The sequence below is a fragment of the Arthrobacter sp. NPDC093128 genome (assembly GCF_040683875.1).
GTDB lineage: Bacteria > Actinomycetota > Actinomycetes > Actinomycetales > Micrococcaceae > Arthrobacter.
The window spans coordinates 102598-119356 of record NZ_JBFBEY010000017.1 but is presented as its reverse complement, the minus strand read 5'-3'; the positions used below and the strand labels follow the sequence as shown (position 1 = coordinate 119356).

18 protein-coding genes are annotated in these 16759 nt (G+C 65.5%); 7 read left to right on the top strand and 11 right to left on the bottom strand.

Translation table 11 applies throughout. From position 1 onward, the window contains the following. Positions 1-97 precede the first annotated feature (97 nt). Complete coding sequence (locus AB0N24_RS19675; protein WP_364127850.1) at positions 98-946, top strand: carbon-nitrogen hydrolase family protein; 849 nt, start codon at positions 98-100, stop codon at positions 944-946. Between the two features lie 165 nt (positions 947-1111). Here AB0N24_RS19675 and rlmB read toward each other — a convergent pair whose 3' ends face one another. From rlmB to AB0N24_RS19645, 6 genes are all read right to left on the bottom strand, one after another. Further along, positions 1112-2098, bottom strand: a complete 987-nt coding sequence (gene rlmB / locus AB0N24_RS19670) for a 23S rRNA (guanosine(2251)-2'-O)-methyltransferase RlmB (RefSeq protein WP_214952473.1) — start codon at positions 2096-2098, stop codon at positions 1112-1114. Between the two features lie 101 nt (positions 2099-2199). Then, positions 2200-3654: a cysteine--tRNA ligase gene (cysS, locus tag AB0N24_RS19665; RefSeq protein ID WP_364127846.1), complete on the bottom strand. Its 1455-nt coding sequence runs from the start codon at positions 3652-3654 to the stop codon at positions 2200-2202. Positions 3655-3701: 47 nt separating this feature from the next. Beyond that, positions 3702-4028, bottom strand: coding sequence for a hypothetical protein (locus AB0N24_RS19660; protein ID WP_364127843.1), 327 nt, complete (start codon positions 4026-4028; stop codon positions 3702-3704). A gap of 68 nt (positions 4029-4096) precedes the next feature. After that, positions 4097-4591 (bottom strand): 2-C-methyl-D-erythritol 2,4-cyclodiphosphate synthase, encoded by a 495-nt coding sequence (gene ispF, locus AB0N24_RS19655; RefSeq protein WP_104173933.1) that lies wholly within the window; start codon positions 4589-4591, stop codon positions 4097-4099. A gap of 2 nt (positions 4592-4593) precedes the next feature. Beyond that, on the bottom strand, positions 4594-5418 hold the full coding sequence (gene ispD / locus AB0N24_RS19650; RefSeq protein WP_364127840.1) for a 2-C-methyl-D-erythritol 4-phosphate cytidylyltransferase: 825 nt from the start codon (positions 5416-5418) through the stop codon (positions 4594-4596). A 112-nt stretch (positions 5419-5530) separates the two neighbouring features. Beyond that, on the bottom strand, positions 5531-6013 hold the full coding sequence (locus tag AB0N24_RS19645) for a CarD family transcriptional regulator (RefSeq protein WP_011690592.1): 483 nt from the start codon (positions 6011-6013) through the stop codon (positions 5531-5533). 339 nt (positions 6014-6352) lie between these two features. Here AB0N24_RS19645 and AB0N24_RS19640 point away from each other — a divergent pair, with 339 nt between their 5' ends. Further along, on the top strand, positions 6353-6889 hold the full coding sequence (locus AB0N24_RS19640; RefSeq protein ID WP_364127886.1) for a hypothetical protein: 537 nt from the start codon (positions 6353-6355) through the stop codon (positions 6887-6889). 99 nt (positions 6890-6988) lie between these two features. Here the strand turns inward: AB0N24_RS19640 and AB0N24_RS19635 are convergent, their stop codons facing one another. Together AB0N24_RS19635 and AB0N24_RS19630 are read right to left on the bottom strand one after the other, a co-directional pair. After that, positions 6989-7669, bottom strand: coding sequence for a response regulator transcription factor (locus AB0N24_RS19635; protein WP_011690590.1), 681 nt, complete (start codon positions 7667-7669; stop codon positions 6989-6991). Beyond that, positions 7666-8886 (bottom strand): ATP-binding protein, encoded by a 1221-nt coding sequence (locus AB0N24_RS19630; protein WP_364127883.1) that lies wholly within the window; start codon positions 8884-8886, stop codon positions 7666-7668. The genes AB0N24_RS19635 and AB0N24_RS19630 overlap by 4 nt, the downstream gene beginning before the upstream one ends. A 204-nt stretch (positions 8887-9090) precedes the next feature. Between AB0N24_RS19630 and phoU the strand changes: the two genes are divergently transcribed. After that, positions 9091-9753 (top strand): phosphate signaling complex protein PhoU, encoded by a 663-nt coding sequence (gene phoU / locus AB0N24_RS19625; protein ID WP_364127836.1) that lies wholly within the window; start codon positions 9091-9093, stop codon positions 9751-9753. A gap of 140 nt (positions 9754-9893) precedes the next feature. On the opposite strand, the gene AB0N24_RS19620 is transcribed toward phoU, so the two are convergent. Beyond that, positions 9894-10640, bottom strand: a complete 747-nt coding sequence (locus AB0N24_RS19620) for a phosphoglyceromutase (protein ID WP_364127833.1) — start codon at positions 10638-10640, stop codon at positions 9894-9896. Between the two features lie 274 nt (positions 10641-10914). On the opposite strand from AB0N24_RS19620, the gene AB0N24_RS19615 reads away from it, so the two are divergent. Further along, a complete protein-coding gene (locus AB0N24_RS19615) occupies positions 10915-11646 on the top strand; it encodes a class I SAM-dependent methyltransferase (RefSeq protein ID WP_364127880.1) in 732 nt (243 codons plus the stop codon). Positions 11647-11673: 27 nt separating this feature from the next. Here AB0N24_RS19615 and AB0N24_RS19610 read toward each other — a convergent pair whose 3' ends face one another. Both AB0N24_RS19610 and AB0N24_RS19605 read right to left on the bottom strand, forming a co-directional pair. Further along, positions 11674-12027: a DUF2516 family protein gene (locus AB0N24_RS19610; protein ID WP_364127830.1), complete on the bottom strand. Its 354-nt coding sequence runs from the start codon at positions 12025-12027 to the stop codon at positions 11674-11676. Positions 12028-12036: 9 nt separating this feature from the next. Next, positions 12037-13221, bottom strand: coding sequence for an aminotransferase class I/II-fold pyridoxal phosphate-dependent enzyme (locus AB0N24_RS19605; protein ID WP_364127828.1), 1185 nt, complete (start codon positions 13219-13221; stop codon positions 12037-12039). A gap of 89 nt (positions 13222-13310) precedes the next feature. Here AB0N24_RS19605 and tmk point away from each other — a divergent pair, with 89 nt between their 5' ends. From tmk to AB0N24_RS19590, 3 genes are all read left to right on the top strand, one after another. After that, on the top strand, positions 13311-13967 hold the full coding sequence (gene tmk / locus AB0N24_RS19600) for a dTMP kinase (RefSeq protein WP_364127825.1): 657 nt from the start codon (positions 13311-13313) through the stop codon (positions 13965-13967). Beyond that, complete coding sequence (locus AB0N24_RS19595; RefSeq protein WP_364127823.1) at positions 13964-15106, top strand: DNA polymerase III subunit delta'; 1143 nt, start codon at positions 13964-13966, stop codon at positions 15104-15106. The genes tmk and AB0N24_RS19595 overlap by 4 nt, the downstream gene beginning before the upstream one ends. Before the next feature lie 77 nt (positions 15107-15183). Continuing rightward, positions 15184-16758 carry an alpha/beta hydrolase gene (locus AB0N24_RS19590; protein WP_364127819.1) on the top strand — a complete coding sequence of 525 codons (1575 nt, stop codon included), beginning with the start codon at positions 15184-15186 and terminating at the stop codon, positions 16756-16758. The last annotated feature ends 1 nt before the right edge of the window (position 16759 follow it).

Genomic DNA, 16759 nt, shown 5'->3' with positions numbered 1-16759 from the left:
GCCACACAAATGCCCGATATCTTCCGCAATGTGTCGGGAAATGGGCTGGCCTTGTTCAGCGTTCATACTGGAAGAACACGCCAAGTTGGAGGTAATTGTGCGAGTTGCACTTGCTCAAGTAGTTACGGGCCGCGACATTTCCGGGAATCTGGAGCTCGTGGAAAATTTCGCCCGCCAAGCGAAAAAAGGCGGCGCAGAAATGGTCGTTTTCCCGGAAGCAACCATGCGCGCGTTCGGCAATTCGCTTCTGGATATTGCCGAACCGCTCGACGGTCCGTGGGCCACCCGCGTGCGGCGCATAGCCGCGGAGCTGGGCATCGTGATTGTGGCGGGTATGTTCACCCCGGGAGACCCCGGTCCTGCCGGCCCCGGTCAAACCGGCGGCCCGGCGGACAGCGACGATGTCAGGAAGGTGCGGAATACGCTCCTTGTCACGGGCCCCGGCGTGGAGGCGAGCTACGACAAGATCCACCTGTTCGACGCCTTTGGCTTCGCCGAATCGGACACGGTCGACGCCGGCACCGGACCGGTCATCTTCGAGCTCGGCGGCATCAGCTTCGGCCTGGCCACGTGCTACGACGTCCGGTTCCCGGCGTTGTTCACAGCCAACGCCGACCTGGGTGCCAAAGTGAACATCGTTTGTGCCTCCTGGGGATCAGGACCGGGAAAGGTGGACCAGTGGCGCCTGCTGGCCCGTGCCCGCGCCGTGGACACCACCACCTACGTGCTCGCCTGCGGCCAGGGCGATCCCGCCACGCAAGGCATCGAAACCAAGGGATCGGCGCCCACCGGCGTGGGGCACTCCGCCGTCGTTTCTCCGCTTGGCGAGGTCATCGAAGAGCTCGACGGCGGCACCGGGCTGCTGTTCGCGGACCTGGACCCCGCCGTCGTCAAGGAAGCCCGGACAAAGCTCCCGGTCCTGGCCAACCGCCACACGTTCCAGTAACAGACGCTCTCTCACTTTTCGCAACAAAAACAGCAACGCTCGTTCACCAGGTGAGCGAGCGTTGCTGTTTAAGCCGCAGGAAGTGCGAGAGCGTTGCAGATTTGGCGGCAGGTACTGCGCGAGCGTTGTGCCGCGCGCCGCTCCTCCGCGCTACTCGCCCCCCGGTTACTTAGCTGCGCGCTGCCTGGAGACTTCGTACAGGGAGATGCCGACGGCCATGGAGGCGTTGAGCGATTCCATCGCGGAGTCGATCGGGATGGAAACGATCTGGTCGCAGTTTTCGCGGACCAGCCGGCTCAGGCCTTTGCCTTCGGAACCGACCACGATGCAGACGGGTTCCTTGGCGAGGCTGAGGTCCGGCAGTGACACGTCGCCGTCGCCGTCAAGGCCGAGCACGTAGATGCCCATGTTCTTGAACGCCTTGAGGGTGTTGTTCAGGTTGGCGGCGCGTGCCACCGGAACGCGGACTGCTGCGCCGGCGCTGGTCTTCCAGGCCGAGGCCGTGACGCCGACGGAGCGCCGCTCCGGCACGATGACGCCGTGGCCGCTGAAGGCCGACACAGAGCGGATGATCGCGCCGAGGTTGCGCGGGTCGGTGATGCCGTCCAGGGCGACGAAGAGCGGCGCGTTGGCCACGTGGCCCCGCTTCCAGCTGGCCAGTGTTTCTTCGGCGAGCTCGTACGCGTCCTGGTACTCGTACGGCGGAATCTGCAGCACGAGTCCCTGGTGGATGGCGTCGTCCGTCATCCGGTCCAGCTCGGGCTTGCCCGTTTCCATCAGCGGAATGCCACGTTCGGCGGCAAGCTTGAGGGACTCCTTGACGCGGTCATCCATTTCAATGCGGATGGCGACGTGGAGGGCCTTGGCCGGGATGCCGGCGCGCAGTGCTTCAACAACGGAGTTGCGTCCAGTGACGACTTCCTCCGTGGCACGGCCCTTCGGACCTGAGCGGGCACCCGAACCGCGGGCTGCGCCGGGACGCTTGGCAGCTGACCGCTCGGCGAGCTGCTTGCTCTTGTGGGCCTTGTGGTACGGGCGGTCCTCCGCCTTGGGAGTGGGGCCCTTGCCCTCGAGGGCCTTGCGGCCGTGACCACCCGTTCCGATGGTGGGGCCCTTCTTTGCTTTGACCGACCGGCGACCGTTGTTGGCCATGAGTTTCACCCTTGCTTTGTTGAGTAAGTCTGACCTCCAGTCTACTTACTCAGGTTAAATCGCCGGCGCAAGGTCCTGCCTGGCATCCGGACTGCCTCAGCTCAGCCGCGCTTGAGGGTCCAGCTGGCGCCGTCCGGGCCGTCCTCGACGACGACGCCCGCCGCGGCGAGTGTGTCCCGGATGGCATCCGATGCGGCCCAGTCCTTGGTGGCCCGCGCCTCCGCCCGGGCACCAAGCTGGGCCTCGACCAGGACGCCCAGGGCTGTATCCGCCTGGTCGTCCCGTGCGGGCGCCGCAACGTCGTTCAGGCCCAGGACGCGAAGCATGTCGGTGACGGAGTGCAGCGCTGCCCTGGCCGCAGCGTTATCGCCCGCGGTGAGCGCGGTATTGCCTGCCCGCACGGTGTCGTGCAGGACGGCCAGCGCCTGCGGAACATTCAGGTCGTCGTCCATGGCCGCGGCGAAGGCGTCCGGCACTTCGCCGTAGCTCCCGAACAGGAGGGCCCCGCCATCAGACAAAGCACGCACGGCCCGGGCAAGGAAGCCGTCAATCCGTTCCATCGCGGCGGAGGCTTCCTGCAGCGAGGTGGGCTGGTAGTCCAGCACGGACCGGTACTGCGCCTGGCCCAGGTAGTACCGCACCACGCGCGGCGACGCGAGCTCAAGCATTTCCGTGGGGCTGACGGTGTTGCCAATGGACTTGGACATCTTTTCGCCCTGGTAGGTCACCATGCCGTTGTGCATCCAGAAGTTGGCGAAGGCATGGCCGGCTGCCTGAGACTGCGCCATCTCGTTTTCATGGTGCGGGAACCGGAGGTCCAGGCCTCCGCCGTGGATGTCGAAACCGGTACCGAGATATTTGGTCACCATGGCCGAGCACTCCAGATGCCAGCCCGGACGGCCGGTGCCCCAGGGTGAAACCCAGCTGGCCGTCGTGGGCTCCCCTTCCTTATGGCCTTTCCACAGCGCAAAGTCCCTCGGGTCCTTCTTCCCGCGCGGATCGGCGTCGGCAGCGCCCTGCATGTCATCGATCTTCTGGCGGGTCAGGGACCCGTACCGGTTCCAGGAGCGAACGTCGAAGTAGACGTCGCCGGAATCATCGAGGGCGGGGTAGGCATGGCCGCGGTCGATCAGGCGCTGGATCAACGCGTGCATCTCCGGAATGTGGCCGGTGGCGCGTGGCTCGTAAGTGGGGCGGGAAACACCAAGGGTGTCGTAGGCCTTGAGGAATGCCTGCTCGTAGCGGTAGGCAAGCGCCCACCATTCCTCTTCGCGGATGTCGTCCGGGCCTTCCTCGAAGTCCGGCTCAAAGGAGGCGGCGGACTTGGCGAGGATTTTGTCGTCGATGTCAGTGACGTTGCGGACCACGGTCACGCGGAATTTCCGGTATTCGAGCCAGCGGGTGAGCTGGTCAAAGGCAATGGCGGACCGGATGTGCCCGACGTGCGGCAGGCCCTGCACCGTCGCGCCGCAGTAGTACAGGCTCACCTTGCCCGGTGTCAGAGGGACGAAGTCGCGGACTTCGGCGGATGCTGTGTCGTAAAAGCGCAGGGTCACCGCTCCAGATTAGCCGATGGCCTTTGCAGGACCCGGCGCCGGGCCTGCTATTTGCAGACCTCGCCGATCTTGTTGTTCTGCTCGCTCAGCTGTGCGGTCTGTTCGGCGCTCTTAGTGCCCAGCGAAGTACCGGCGACCTTCTTCATGATGTCCGCCATTTTCTGGATGGGCTCGCCTACCTCGGGGGCCACCTTGTCCGCCACTTCCTGGTAATGCTTGGCGATCTGGTCAGCCTGCTGTTGCTGGTTTCCTGTGGGAACGAACGTGTCCCCGTTGAGGAACTTGCAGCTTTCCTCGACACTCATTTTCGGCGCGCCGCAACCGCTCAGCAGCAGTGCTGCAACGAGTACGACGGCGGCAAGCGGCTTCTTCACGAGGGGTCTCCTGGATTGTTCGGCAGAGGTCTGACTCCCTTAAGCCTAGGCGAAAGACGCGCTCCGCCTCAGCCCGCCCGGTAGACCAGCGCGGTGGCGAGGGCCGAAATGCCTTCGCCACGGCCGGTGAAGCCGAGGCCGTCGCTGGTGGTGGCGCTGACGCTGACGGGGGCACCGGCCGCCGCGCTGAGGACGTCCTGGGATTCCTGCCGGCGCGGGCCGAATTTGGGCCTGTTGGCCACGAACTGCACGGCGATGTTGCCAATCTCGAAGCCTTCCGCCCTGACGATGCGCGCGGCCTCGGCCAGGAGCGTCACACCGGAGGCCCCGGCGAATTCCGGGCGGTCCGTGCCGAAGTGCGTGCCAAGATCCCCGATCCCGGAGGCCGAAAAGAGCGCATCCGCCGCTGCGTGGGCCACGGGGTCGCCGTCGGAGTGGCCAGCCAGCCCCTGCTCACCGTCCCACAGCAGCCCGCCCAGCCACAGCGCCCGCGGATTGTCCGGTGCAGCAAAAGCATGGACGTCGATGCCGATACCTGTTCTGGGAATGATGGGAACTGCCATGATCAGCCCTCCACCCAACGTACGCCGAGGGGACCTTCCAGCAGGCCCTCCGCAATGATCAGGTCCAAAGGCGTGGTGATCTTGAGTGACTGGCTGGCTCCGCGGACGGCATGGACCGGGACGCCCAGGCGTTCCACGAGCATCGCATCATCGGTAATGGCGGCGGACTGGGCTTCGTCGAGGCCTGCCACCTCCCGGTGGGCCTTCATCAGCGTGCCGAGATCGAACCCCTGCGGCGTCTGCACGGCGCGGAGCTTCTCCCGGGGGGCCGTGCCGACGACGACCTCCGGCGCAATGAGAGCGTCTTCGTCACGGGTTGCTTCTACCGTCTTGACGGTGTCAACCACCGGCATGACCGGAATCACGGCCAGGGCGCCGGCCGTGAGGGAGTCGACCACACGGTGGAAGACGGACTCCGGCGTCAGAGCGCGCGCGGCGTCGTGGACGAGCACGGCCTGGGTGCCGTCCTCCAGTGCCGCCAATGCGGAACGCACGGAGTCAGCGCGCGTTGCACCGCCGTCCACCATCGTCAGCAAGGGGCCGCCGTCGACAAGCTCGTCTTTGAAGTCATCGCACATTCGCCGGAGCGCGCCGTCGCCCGCCGGCAAGGCTACGCAGACCTGCTGCGCAACGCCGGAGGCAACAATCCCGCGCAGGGCGTGCATCAGGATGGGCTCCCCACCGAGGGGAACCCTTGCCTTAGGCATGCCGTAACCAAGTCGCTGCCCTGATCCGGCCGCGACCAGGATAACGGCGACGACTGGACGTGGGCGGTGGTGGTCCGCGGCGGCCGGCCCGGGTCCGGCCGGAAATTCTGTTGCGCTCATGGGCACAACACTACGTGTCCGCCCGCTTCCGGCAACCGGTAAAATCCCGGGATCCGTCAGAATCCGGGCAAAAAGAAACCCCGGCGGCTGTTGAGCCACCGGGGTTCAATTCTTAGGAAGCCAAGACTTCGTCGAGAACGCTTGCGGCCTTCTCTTCATCTGTCTTTTCAGCCAGTGCCAGTTCTGAAATCAGAATCTGACGGGCCTTGGCCAGCATACGCTTCTCACCTGCGGAAAGGCCGCGGTCGTGATCACGACGCCAGAGGTCACGAACGACCTCTGCCACCTTGATGACGTCCCCGGAAGCAAGCTTCTCCAGATTTGCCTTGTAACGACGCGACCAGTTGGTAGGCTCTTCAGTGAACTCGGCCCGCAGCACGTCAAAGACATGCTCCAAACCTTCTTTGCCCACTACGTCGCGAACCCCAACAAGGTCAACGTTCTCTGCTGGAACTTCAATGGTCAGATCACCCTGAGCCACCTTGAGCTTGAGATACATCTTCTCTTCGCCCTTGATAGTGCGCATCTTGATTTCTTCAATTTTTGCTGCACCGTGGTGAGGGTAAACTACTGTCTCGCCGACCTCAAAAACCATGTGGACTTTCCCCTTTCCCGCAGACCAGTTTATCACGATTCAGGCATACGTCTGGCACGGATAAGGGCCGGGAACCGCGTAAATACAAGGAAAAAGGGCCCAATCCACCCCCTCAACCCCCTTGACGGATGCGGATATTAGTGCATGTAGGGGATCATGCCAAGGGGCCGGGGTAGAGGTCCGTGCCCGGCGGGCGGCGTGCGGAGTGGTCGGGCCGGGCCATGTTTCCGGACACCAATGTGTACGGCCCGAATCCTTGTTTGAGACGGTTTGAGGATAGGCTATGGCTGAATAATGTTTCAAGACTCTCAAGGAGTGCGTGACGTGCGTTTCACTGCGATGAACCGGGGCCAGCGCGGCAAGCTGGCAATGGCAACGGCAGCAGTTGCCATCGGCCTGCTGTCCGTGACCGGCTGCGGTTACATCAACCCGCAGCAAACTTCTGAGCAGTACTCGGCATCGGACGGCACCAGGGAAGATCTTGGCCCCCTCCGGATCCGCAACTTCATGATCGTTTCCACCGGCGAGGACAAGCAGGGCCGCGTACTCGGGGCGATTTACAACTCGTCTTCCAGCGACGTCAAGCTGACCATCAACGGGGCAGAGGGCTCGCAGACGCAGGTGTCTGTGAAGCCGAATTCCTACACCCTGCTTAACAACTCCACGGATCCGGCGATCCTGAGCAGCTCGGGGGCCGCACCGGGCTCACTGTCCGAGGTCAGCATTTCCGAAGACGGCACCAACCAGACCGCCAAGGTCAAGGTGCCCGTCCTGGACGCCACGCTGCCTGAATACAAGGAATACCTGCCGGAAGGCGCCGAGCCCACCGTCTCCGGGACGGCAACGCCGACTCCGACGAGCAGCGAAAGCCACTAGCCCGGATAAGCAATCCGGATACGCAGAAGGAGGGCTCCCGCCCGGCGGGGGCCCTCCTTCTGTGTTACCGGTCCGCGCTGTTTAGGGTTCGGAGTTTGCCTAGGGTTCGAACTTGTAGCCCAGGCCCCGGACTGTCACGAGGTACCGCGGCGCCGACGGGTCCGGCTCGATCTTGCTGCGCAGCCTCTTGACGTGGACGTCCAGCGTCTTGGTGTCACCGACGTAATCTGATCCCCAGACCCGGTCGATGAGCTGGCCGCGGGTCAGTACCCTGCCTGAATTGCGCAGCAGCATCTCCAGCAGCTCGAATTCCTTCAGCGGCAGCGACACCTGTTCGCCGTCGACACTTACTACATGACGTTCGACGTCCATCCGCACGGGCCCGGCCTGGACCGTGTTGGTGATGAGCTCTTCCGGTTCCCCCTGCCGCCGAAGGACAGCCCTGACGCGGGCAACCAGCTCACGGGAGGAATAGGGTTTGGTGACGTAGTCGTCGGCCCCGAGTTCCAGCCCTACGACTTTGTCGATTTCGGCGTCCTTGGCTGTCAGCATGATGACCGGGACGGAGGAGCGCTGCCGGAGCTGCCGGCACACCTCGGTGCCGGACTGGCCGGGCAACTGCAAGTCCAGCAGCACCAGGTCAGCGCCGTTGCGGTCGAACTCCGTGATGGCGTCCAAACCGTTGTCCACGACTTCCACCTCGAATCCTTCCTTGCCCAGAAGGTAGGACAGTGGGTCGCTGAACGACTCCTCATCCTCGACTATGAGAATCCTGCTCAAGCGCTGGCTCCTTGCTCTTGGACGCCGGTGGCGTCGTGACTGTGTGGTGAGGTGCTCTGGGCGGCCGCTGCCGGCGGCGCGGGGGCGTCGCCGTCGTCCTGCCCTTCCATCTCTGGAAGCCGGATGGTGAACGTGGACCCCTGGCCGGGCTGCGACCACAGCGTCACTTCCCCGCCGTGGTTGGAGATGACGTGCTTGACGATGCTCAGGCCCAGGCCTGTGCCTCCGGTCTGCCGCGACCTTGCGGCATCCACGCGGTAGAACCGTTCAAAAACGCGCTCCTGGTCCTCCGGGCTCAGGCCGTCCCCCTGGTCCGTGACGGAGATGGAGATCAGGCCTGCCTTGGCACGCACCCCGATCCCCACCCGGGTGTTCTCCGGTGAGTAGCGGATGGCGTTGTCGATCAGGTTTCGCAACGCCGTAACCAGCAGGTCCTGGTCGCCGTAGACCATGGCGTCAACGCGGCCGCCAACCACGATGGAGATGTTCTTGCTTTCGGCGGGCAGCTGCGAACGGTCCACGGCCTCGGTGATCACCGCATTAATGTCTACGGGGTGTCCCTGCTGGGCCACATTGGCGCCCTGCAGCCGGGAGAGCTCGATGATGTCCTGCACGAGCGCCGCGAGCCGCGCCGACTCCTTTTCCATGCGCTTGGCAAAGCGGCGGACCGCCACTTCGTCGTCCGCCGACGACTCCAGCGCCTCAGCCAACAGGGAAATGGCGCCCACCGGCGTCTTCAGCTCGTGGGAGACGTTGGCAACAAAGTCGTTGCGGATCTCCTCAGTCCGGGTGATCTCGGTCCGGTCGTCAGCCAGCAGGAGGATGTATTCCTCGCCGAGCATGGCCGCGCGGACCTGGACGACGATGGTCCCCTGCCCCAGCGGGCCGCGGGGCAGTTCAAACTGCTTCTCGAGGATGACGCCGTCCCGCCGCACCCTTGCTGTCATGTCCAGGAGCTGTTTGTGGACCACGGTGTGCCCGCGGACCAGGCCGAAGGCGTAGGCTGCCGGGCTCGCCCTCACCACGCCGTCGATCGCGTCGACCACTACGAAGGCACGGCCGACGACGGCGAGTACCTCCGCGGCGCCGGGAGGCAGCGCCGGTTCGTCGAATTCAACATCCACCAGCTTCCGCTGCTGTTCGCTCACCCTGAAGGCGAGCACGCCAAAGATGCCGAACGACAGACCGACCAGGCCTGCGATGACACCGATGAGCATTGGATCCACGGCTCCAGCTTATGCTCTGGCCCGGGCGTCAAAGACGAATGTGATGCGATTACCCGATGGGTTCAACTAACGTTCACCTATAGGTGCCTAACAGTTCACCGGCCACTGACAGAGTTACCAGTTGGACTGCAGAGCGGTGACACGAAATCCGGCCGCCACCACGGTGGGAAAGGATTTCCAAGGAAAGGACGCGTAGTGCGCAAGGTTTTTCAGGAGGAGCTCACACAGGTGGGCGAGCAGCTCGTCGAGATTTCAAAGCTGGTCAGCGAGGCCATTGACAAGGCCACGACTGCCTTCGAAGGGGCCGACATCGACCTCGCCCAGGACGTCATCGCCGCTGACGCAAGGATCGACTTCCTGCAGAACAGCCTGGACGAGCGTGCCATCGACATTCTTGCCCTTCAGGGGCCGGTGGCCAGCGACCTTCGGATGATCGTAGGTTCGCTGCGGATGAGTGCCTCGCTGGAGCGCATGGGCGACCTCGCCCGGCACATCGCCCAGCTGGCGCGGCTCCGCTTCCCCGCCATGGTGATTCCGCCACAGCTCGCGGACACCTTCAAGAGCTTCGCCGAACAGGACCTCCTGATCGCGAACAAGCTCACCGAACTCCTGGAAACGCGCGACCTGGAAGTCGCCCGTGACATCCTCAAAGCGAATGCCACGGTCAACGACCTCCACCTGAGCGTCTTCAAGGCAATTGCCCGCAGTGACTGGAACGAGTCCCCGGCCACCACGGTGGACGTTGCCCTGGCCAGCCGCTACTTCGAACGGTTCGCCGACCACGGCGTCTCGGTCGCCCAGAAGGTCACGTACCTTGTCACCGGCGCCTGGCACCCGAACAGCACCGAAACCAGCTAACTTCCCTGGAGTTTTTGTCCCGACAATGGCCTTTGGCTGGCGTTTTGGCGCATTATCTGGACAAAAACTCAGGTTCGAGGAGTTAACGACGGCGGGCCGGTCACCTAAGTGACCGGCCCGCCGTTTGTTAATGTGTAGCCTTATTTTTTGCCCTGGTTGGCCACCGCGAGGATGGCTTCCGCAGCGGCCTCGGGGTCGAGGTAGGTGCCGCCCGGCTTGACGGGCTGGAAGTCCTCGTCGAGGTCGTACACCAGCGGGATGCCGGTGGGGATGTTCAGGCCGGCGATGGCTTCGTCGCTGATGCCGTCAAGGTGCTTGACGAGGGCGCGCAGTGAGTTGCCGTGGGCGGTGACCAGTACGGTCTTTCCTGCCTTGAGGTCTTCCTTGATGTCCGATTCCCAGTAGGGCATCAGGCGGACAAGGACGTCCTTCAGGCACTCGGTGCGCGGGAGGGCGTCGCCCAGGTCCGCGTAACGGGGATCATGAGCCTGGGAGAATTCGCTGTTGTCGTCCAGGGGCGGCGGCGGGGTGTCATAGGAACGGCGCCACTCCATGAACTGCTCTTCGCCGTACTCGGCGAGCGTCTGGGCCTTGTCCTTGCCCTGCAGTGCGCCGTAGTGGCGTTCGTTCAGCCGCCAGTCGCGCTTGACCGGGATCCAGCCGCGGTCGGCCTTGTCCAGGGAGATGTTGGCCGTGTTGATGGCCCGCTTCAGGAGCGAGGTGTAGAGGACGTCCGGGAGGATATCGTTCTCCACGAGGAGCTCACCACCACGTGCTGCTTCCTCGCGGCCCTGGTCGTTGAGGTCAACATCCACCCAGCCGGTGAACAGGTTCTTGGCGTTCCATTCGCTGTGGCCGTGGCGCAGCAGAATCAGCTTGTAAGTCATGGTTTTCATCCTAGCCGAGCAGGCGGTGGCAGTGCCGAGCGTTACAGCGGGTGCAATGAAGGCACGCTCTGGGCAGTCGGTTTGAGCCGGCGGTGCTGGGAGACCGTGGGGCAGGACGGCGGGGACGGACCGTTAAGCTTGTCCGGTGGTGCAGAAAGCTGAACGGGTAGACCCCTCCCGGGCCGGGAGCCGAACCAGGGGCGGAGCCAGCGGCGCGGGTAACAGCGGCAAACCGATCGGCAACATAACGCGCGGCACCACCAACCCCAACCGGATGCGGCGGCTGGACCGGTGGCTCACGGGGCCGCAGGCCTGGCGGCTGCGCCGGGCAGCCGACCCGCTGGTCATCGACCTCGGTTACGGGGCATCCCCCGCCACTGCTGTTGAGCTGTTTGAGCGTTTGTCCGCAGTGCGCGCGGATGTCCGGGTGGCCGGAATAGAAATCGAACCCGAGCGGGTCCGCGCCGCCAAGGCACTGGAACGGGCCGGGCTGAGCTTCCATGTGGGCGGCTTCGAGATTCCCGTGCCGGGCCGGCCGGTGATTGTCCGGGCGTTCAACGTCCTGCGGCAGTATGAGGAGGCCGATGTTGCTGCCATCTGGAGCCTGGTCCAGGGCCGGCTGGGCCCCGACGGACTGTTCATCGACGGAACCTGCGACGAGATCGGGCGTCGTGTGACGTGGGTGGCGCTCGACGGCGGCGGACCGCTCAGCCTGACCATTTCCATGCGTTTCGGCGGTTTCGCGCTGCCTTCGGAGATTGCCGAACGGCTGCCGAAAGCCCTCATCCACCGGAATGTTCCCGGCGAGAAGATCCACGGTTTCCTCCAGGCCTTGGACAGGGCCTGGCTGGAGGCGGCGCCGCTGGCGGCGTTCGGGAACAGGCAACGGTGGACGGCCATGTGCCGGTCAATGCTCGACGGCGGCTGGCCCGTTCAGGACGGACCTTCCCGTTGGCGGCTGGGTGAGTTGACGGTGGGCTGGGACGCCGTGGCGCCCGCACCCTAGGGACGGCCTCCTCAGTAAGGCTGCCCCCTACCAGGGGCCGTAAGGCCCCATGTTGCGGCTGCCGCCGCGGCCGGCATCCTTCACTGCAGGGCGGACATCCGCGAGATACACGGAAGCTGCGGTGACTGCGGCGAGGCCAAACAGGCCGAGCGTGCCGAACCCGCCACCACCGCCTGCATAGAGGGACAGGGCACCGATGGCCAAGGCGCCGCCGGTCAGGGCCAGCCAGAAAGTCTTGGTCCGTTTGGAAACGGCTTCGAATGCGTTCGCCTTGTGGCGGAGGCAGTCAAAGAACGCCCACGCTTCAAGACAGAACGCCACGAGCGCCAATACGAAATAAACCGCGGTCTCGACATAGCCAATCATCAGTTTTCCGTCCACGACCCCAGCCTATCCGTCCAGAGCGTCCAGTGCCTGCTCCAAATCGGCCCAAAGGTCGTCGACGTTTTCAATCCCCACGCTCAGGCGGACCAGGTTGTCCGGCACACTGACCGGCTCGGCCGCGTGCCGCCGTCGTCGTTCGATCAGGGACTCGACCCCGCCCAGCGAGGTGGCGGGCAGCCACAGCTGCAGTGCGCGGACCAGTTTGTCCGCCGCGTCGGCGCCGCTGAGCCCGCCGGCGGGGGCAATCTGCACGCACAGGACGGAACCGAAACTCTTCATCTGTGACTTGGCGCGTTCATGGCCGGGATCGGTGGGCAGCCCCGGGAACCGGATGCTCTCGATACGCGGGTGCGCGCTCAGCCGCTGGGCGAGGACTGCAGCCGAGGCTTGGGAGCGCTCGATGCGCAGGGCGAGCGTACGCAAGCCGCGCAGGGCAAGCCAGGCTTCGAACGGCCCGGCGATGCCGCCATGGATGATGCGGTGGTGCAGCAGCGCTGCACGGATCGCGGCGTCCGACGTCACGAGGGCGCCCAGGACCACGTCGGAATGCCCGGCCAGGTACTTGGTGACCGAGTGCAGGACGACGTCGGACCCCAAGCTCAGCGGCTGCTGGACAAGGGGCGTGGAAAAGGTGTTGTCAGTAACAACGATGGCGCCTGCCTCGTGGGCGGCAGCGGTCAGGGCTCGGATGTCCGCGATCCCGAGCATCGGGTTGGTGGGGCTTTCCAGCCACAGCATGCTGGCGGCCTTGCCCTCAGCCGGGGCCAGCAGCGCCTTCACGGCGTCCGTGTCCGCGATATCCACGGTGCGGAGCTCGAACAGCCCCTTTTCCGCGAGCTCGGTAGCCATGACCAGGGACCCGGCGTAGCTGTGCGACGGCATCACCAGGACTCCCCCGGCAGGGATGAGGGACAGCGCCGAGCTGACGGCCGCCAGCCCGGAGGCATACAGGAGGCCGGGGAGTGCCGCGCCCTCAAGCTGGCCCAGTGCTTCTTCGAAGGGATCCCAGGTGGGGTTGGAGTAGCGGCCGTAGCCGCGGTCGCCGTCGGCGAGGGGCCCGGTCCCGAAGTAGGTGGACGACAGGACGATGGGCTGGTTGACCGGCTCATCGCGTTTGCGGGGCGGCCGGCCGGCGGCCACAACCACCGTTTCAGCCGACAGCGCGGCGGCTTGCTGTTCGGAAAGACTCATGGTCAAAGAGTACGTGGGAGGCCTGCAGCGCATGAAAGCCGTTACGGCCGGGCACCTAAGCTGTCAGTGATTGTCGGTAGGCTGGTCTTGTGACTAACCAAAACCCCGGACTGTTCATCGCCTTCGAAGGCGGCGACGGCGCAGGCAAGTCCACGCAGGCCGCAGCACTGGCCGGGGCCCTCGAGTCGCGCGGTAATAAGGTGCTGCGCACCCGGGAGCCGGGCGGCACCCCGATCGGTGAGAAACTGCGGTCCCTGGTGCTGGATCACGGCCACGGTCACATCGATGCCCGCACCGAAGCCCTGATCTTTGCCGCCTCGCGCGCAGCCCACGCGGACCAGGTCATCCTGCCCGCCCTGGAACGCGGCGACGTTGTGCTGACGGACCGCTACATCGATTCCTCGGTGGCCTATCAGGGGGCCGGGCGCGGGCTCGGAACCGGTGCCGTCCGTGAGCTGAACGAATGGGCCACCTCGGGCCTCCAGCCGGACCTCACAGTGCTGCTCGACGTCGACCCCGCCGTGGGCCGGCTCCGCCGCACCGCAGGCGACGCCGCGGAAGACCGGATGGAATCCGAAGCCGACGAATTCCATGCCAAGATCCGCACCGCCTTCCTCGGCCTCGCGGCCGACCGGCCGGACCACTACCTTGTGCTGCCCGCCCACCTTCCAGTGGATGAGCTGGCCCGCGTCATCCTGGCGCGCGTGGACGAGCTGATGCTGTCCCGGCACGGTGTTGCCCCATGACCGTCTGGGATGACCTGCAGGGCCAGCCAGCCGTCGTCGCCCAGCTCCGCCAGGCCGCCCAGGGCGAGGCCCTGACCCACGCCTGGCTGTTCACCGGACCGCCGGGATCCGGCCGGTCCAACGCCGCGAAGGCGTTTGCCGCCGCCCTCAACTGTGACCAGGAGGACGTCACCCGGCGCGGCTGCGGCGAATGTGCGGCCTGCCTGACCATCCTGGGGGAAACGCATTCGGACGTGGCATTTGTCCGCACCGAAAAAGTCACCATCACCATTGATGAGGCACGGGACCTGGTGTCCACCGCCGGAAACCGTCCGTCATCCGGACGGTGGCGGATCATCGTGGTGGAGGATGCCGACCGCATGGCGGAACGGACCACCAACGTGCTGCTCAAAGCCATCGAGGAGCCCACTCCCCGCACCGTGTGGATGCTGTGTGCCCCGTCCCCGGCGGACGTCCTGGTCACCATCCGGTCCCGCTGCCGCGCGGTGGCGCTGCGGCTCCCGCCCGCTGCCGATGTGGCGGCACTGCTGGTGCGGCGCGACGGCGTGGACCCGGCCCTCGCCGAACGTGCGGCCCGCGCGGCGCAGAGCCACGTCGGCATCGCCCGCCGGCTCGCCCGGGATGCTGATGCCCGCGAACGCCGGCTGGAGACCGTGCGGTTCCCGCTGGGATTGCGGGGCGTCACGGCGGCGGTCCTGATGGCCGAAAAACTGGTGAAGATCGCCACGGAAGAAGCCAACAGCTCCAACGAACTGCGTGACGCCGAGGAGAAGGCAGCGCTCCTGGCCACGCTCGGCGCCCCCGAAAGCGGTACGCTGCCGCCGGCCATGCGAGGCCAGGTCAAGCAGCTCGAGGATGACCAGAAGCGGCGCGCCAAACGCTCCATCACCGATTCCCTTGACCGGACGCTCACGGACCTGCTCTCGTTTTACCGGGATGTGCTGATCATCCAGATGGGGAACGCTGTGGAACTGGTGAACGTTGAACTCAGGAGCGAGCTGACGGAGTTTGCCGGCCGTTCCGGTGCAGAGGCCACGCTCGCCCGGATGGATGCGATCAACAAGGCCCGCCAAAGAATCACCACCACCAACGTCGCACCGCTGCTGGCCATCGAATCCATGGCCGCGAGCCTGATCTAGTGCCGTTCCGTCCAGCCCCGTCCCGCCGCCGCCCGTCCCCCGCCCGAGCCCACGCCAAATCCCTCAAGGAGCCCTGCATGAAGCCTGCCCGACGTCTGCCCCTACGGTCACGGTCCGGAGCGACCGCGGTCAAGGCAGCTGCTGGCTCCCTGGCCGTGCTGCTCGCGCTGACAGGCTGCACGCTGTTCGGCACTTCCAACGGCGGATCAAGCGGTGCAAGCACGGGCAAGGCTGATCCGGCGATCGCCGAGGCAGCCCCGGAGGAGCTCCGGGGCTTCTACTCGCAGGAGGTCTCCTGGACAGCCTGTGAGGACAAGCTCCAGTGCGCCAAGATCAAGGTGCCCCTGGACTACAGCAAGCCCGACGGCGACAGTATCGAGATCGCGGCGCTCAAGATGCCGGCAACGGGAAACAAGACCGGCAGCCTGCTGGTCAACCCCGGCGGTCCGGGCGGCTCGGGGTATGACTTCGTCAAGGACGCCGGCACCACGAACATTTCCAGTGAAGTGCGTTCCAGCTATGACCTCGTGGGGTTCGACCCCCGCGGAGTGAAGCGTTCATCCCCCGTTACGTGCCTCACTGACCAGGAACGGGACGAGTCCCGGGCGAAGAACTACGACCTTAGTTCCGACGCCGGCCTGGCCGCGGCCGTTGCGGACAACAAGGCAACGGCCGCAAAGTGCGCCGAAAAGACCGGTCCGCTGCTGGCCCACGTGGACACCGTCAGCGCAGCCAAGGACCTGGACATCCTGCGCGCGGTGGTCAACGACACCAAACTGAACTACCTGGGCTATTCCTACGGCACGTTCCTGGGGTCCATGTACGCGTCGCTCTTCCCGGACAACGTGGGCCGTATGGTCCTCGACGGCGCGCTTGACCCCTCCCTCAGCAACGAGGAGCTCACCAACGGCCAGGCCCGCGCGTTTGAGAAAGCCATCCGCGCCTACGTGGAGAAGTGCCTCGGGGACGACGGCTGCCCCCTGAGCGGAACCGTGGACAACGGTGTCCAGCAGATCCGCGAGGTGGTGGAGGCGGTTGACGCCAATCCACAGCGCGCCCAGGACGGCAGGCTGGTCACCGGCTCGGCGTTTGTCAGCGGCCTGATCCTGCCCCTGTACAACAACGACAACTGGCCGCTGCTGACCCAGGCGCTGGACGCGGCCCTCAAGGGCGACCCCTCACCGATGCTGCGGCTGGCCGATTTCGGCGCCGACCGGGATCCGAGCGGCAAGTACACGTCCAACAGCGCCTTCGCCTTCACCGCCATCAACTGCCTGGACTACCCCATGGTCTCGGACCCGGCCGCCATGCGGGCCGACGAGCAGAAGTTGCGGCAGGAATCCCCCACGCTGGGCTACTTCTTCGCCTACGGCGGCGCCAACTGCCAGGACTGGCCCTACAAGAGCATCCGCACGCCCGCACCCGTGGAGTATTCCGGCTCGGCCCCTATCGTGGTGGTGGGAACCACCGGCGACCCCGCGACCCCCGTGGAGTGGGCCGGCGCCCTGCGGAAGCAGCTGGGCAACGCGTCCCTGGTGACGTGGACGGGCGAGGGGCACACCGCCTACGGCCGCTCGAACACCTGCGTCAGCGACGCCGTCGACGGCTACCTCCTGACCGGCGAGCCGCCTGCGGACAACACGCAGTGCTAGG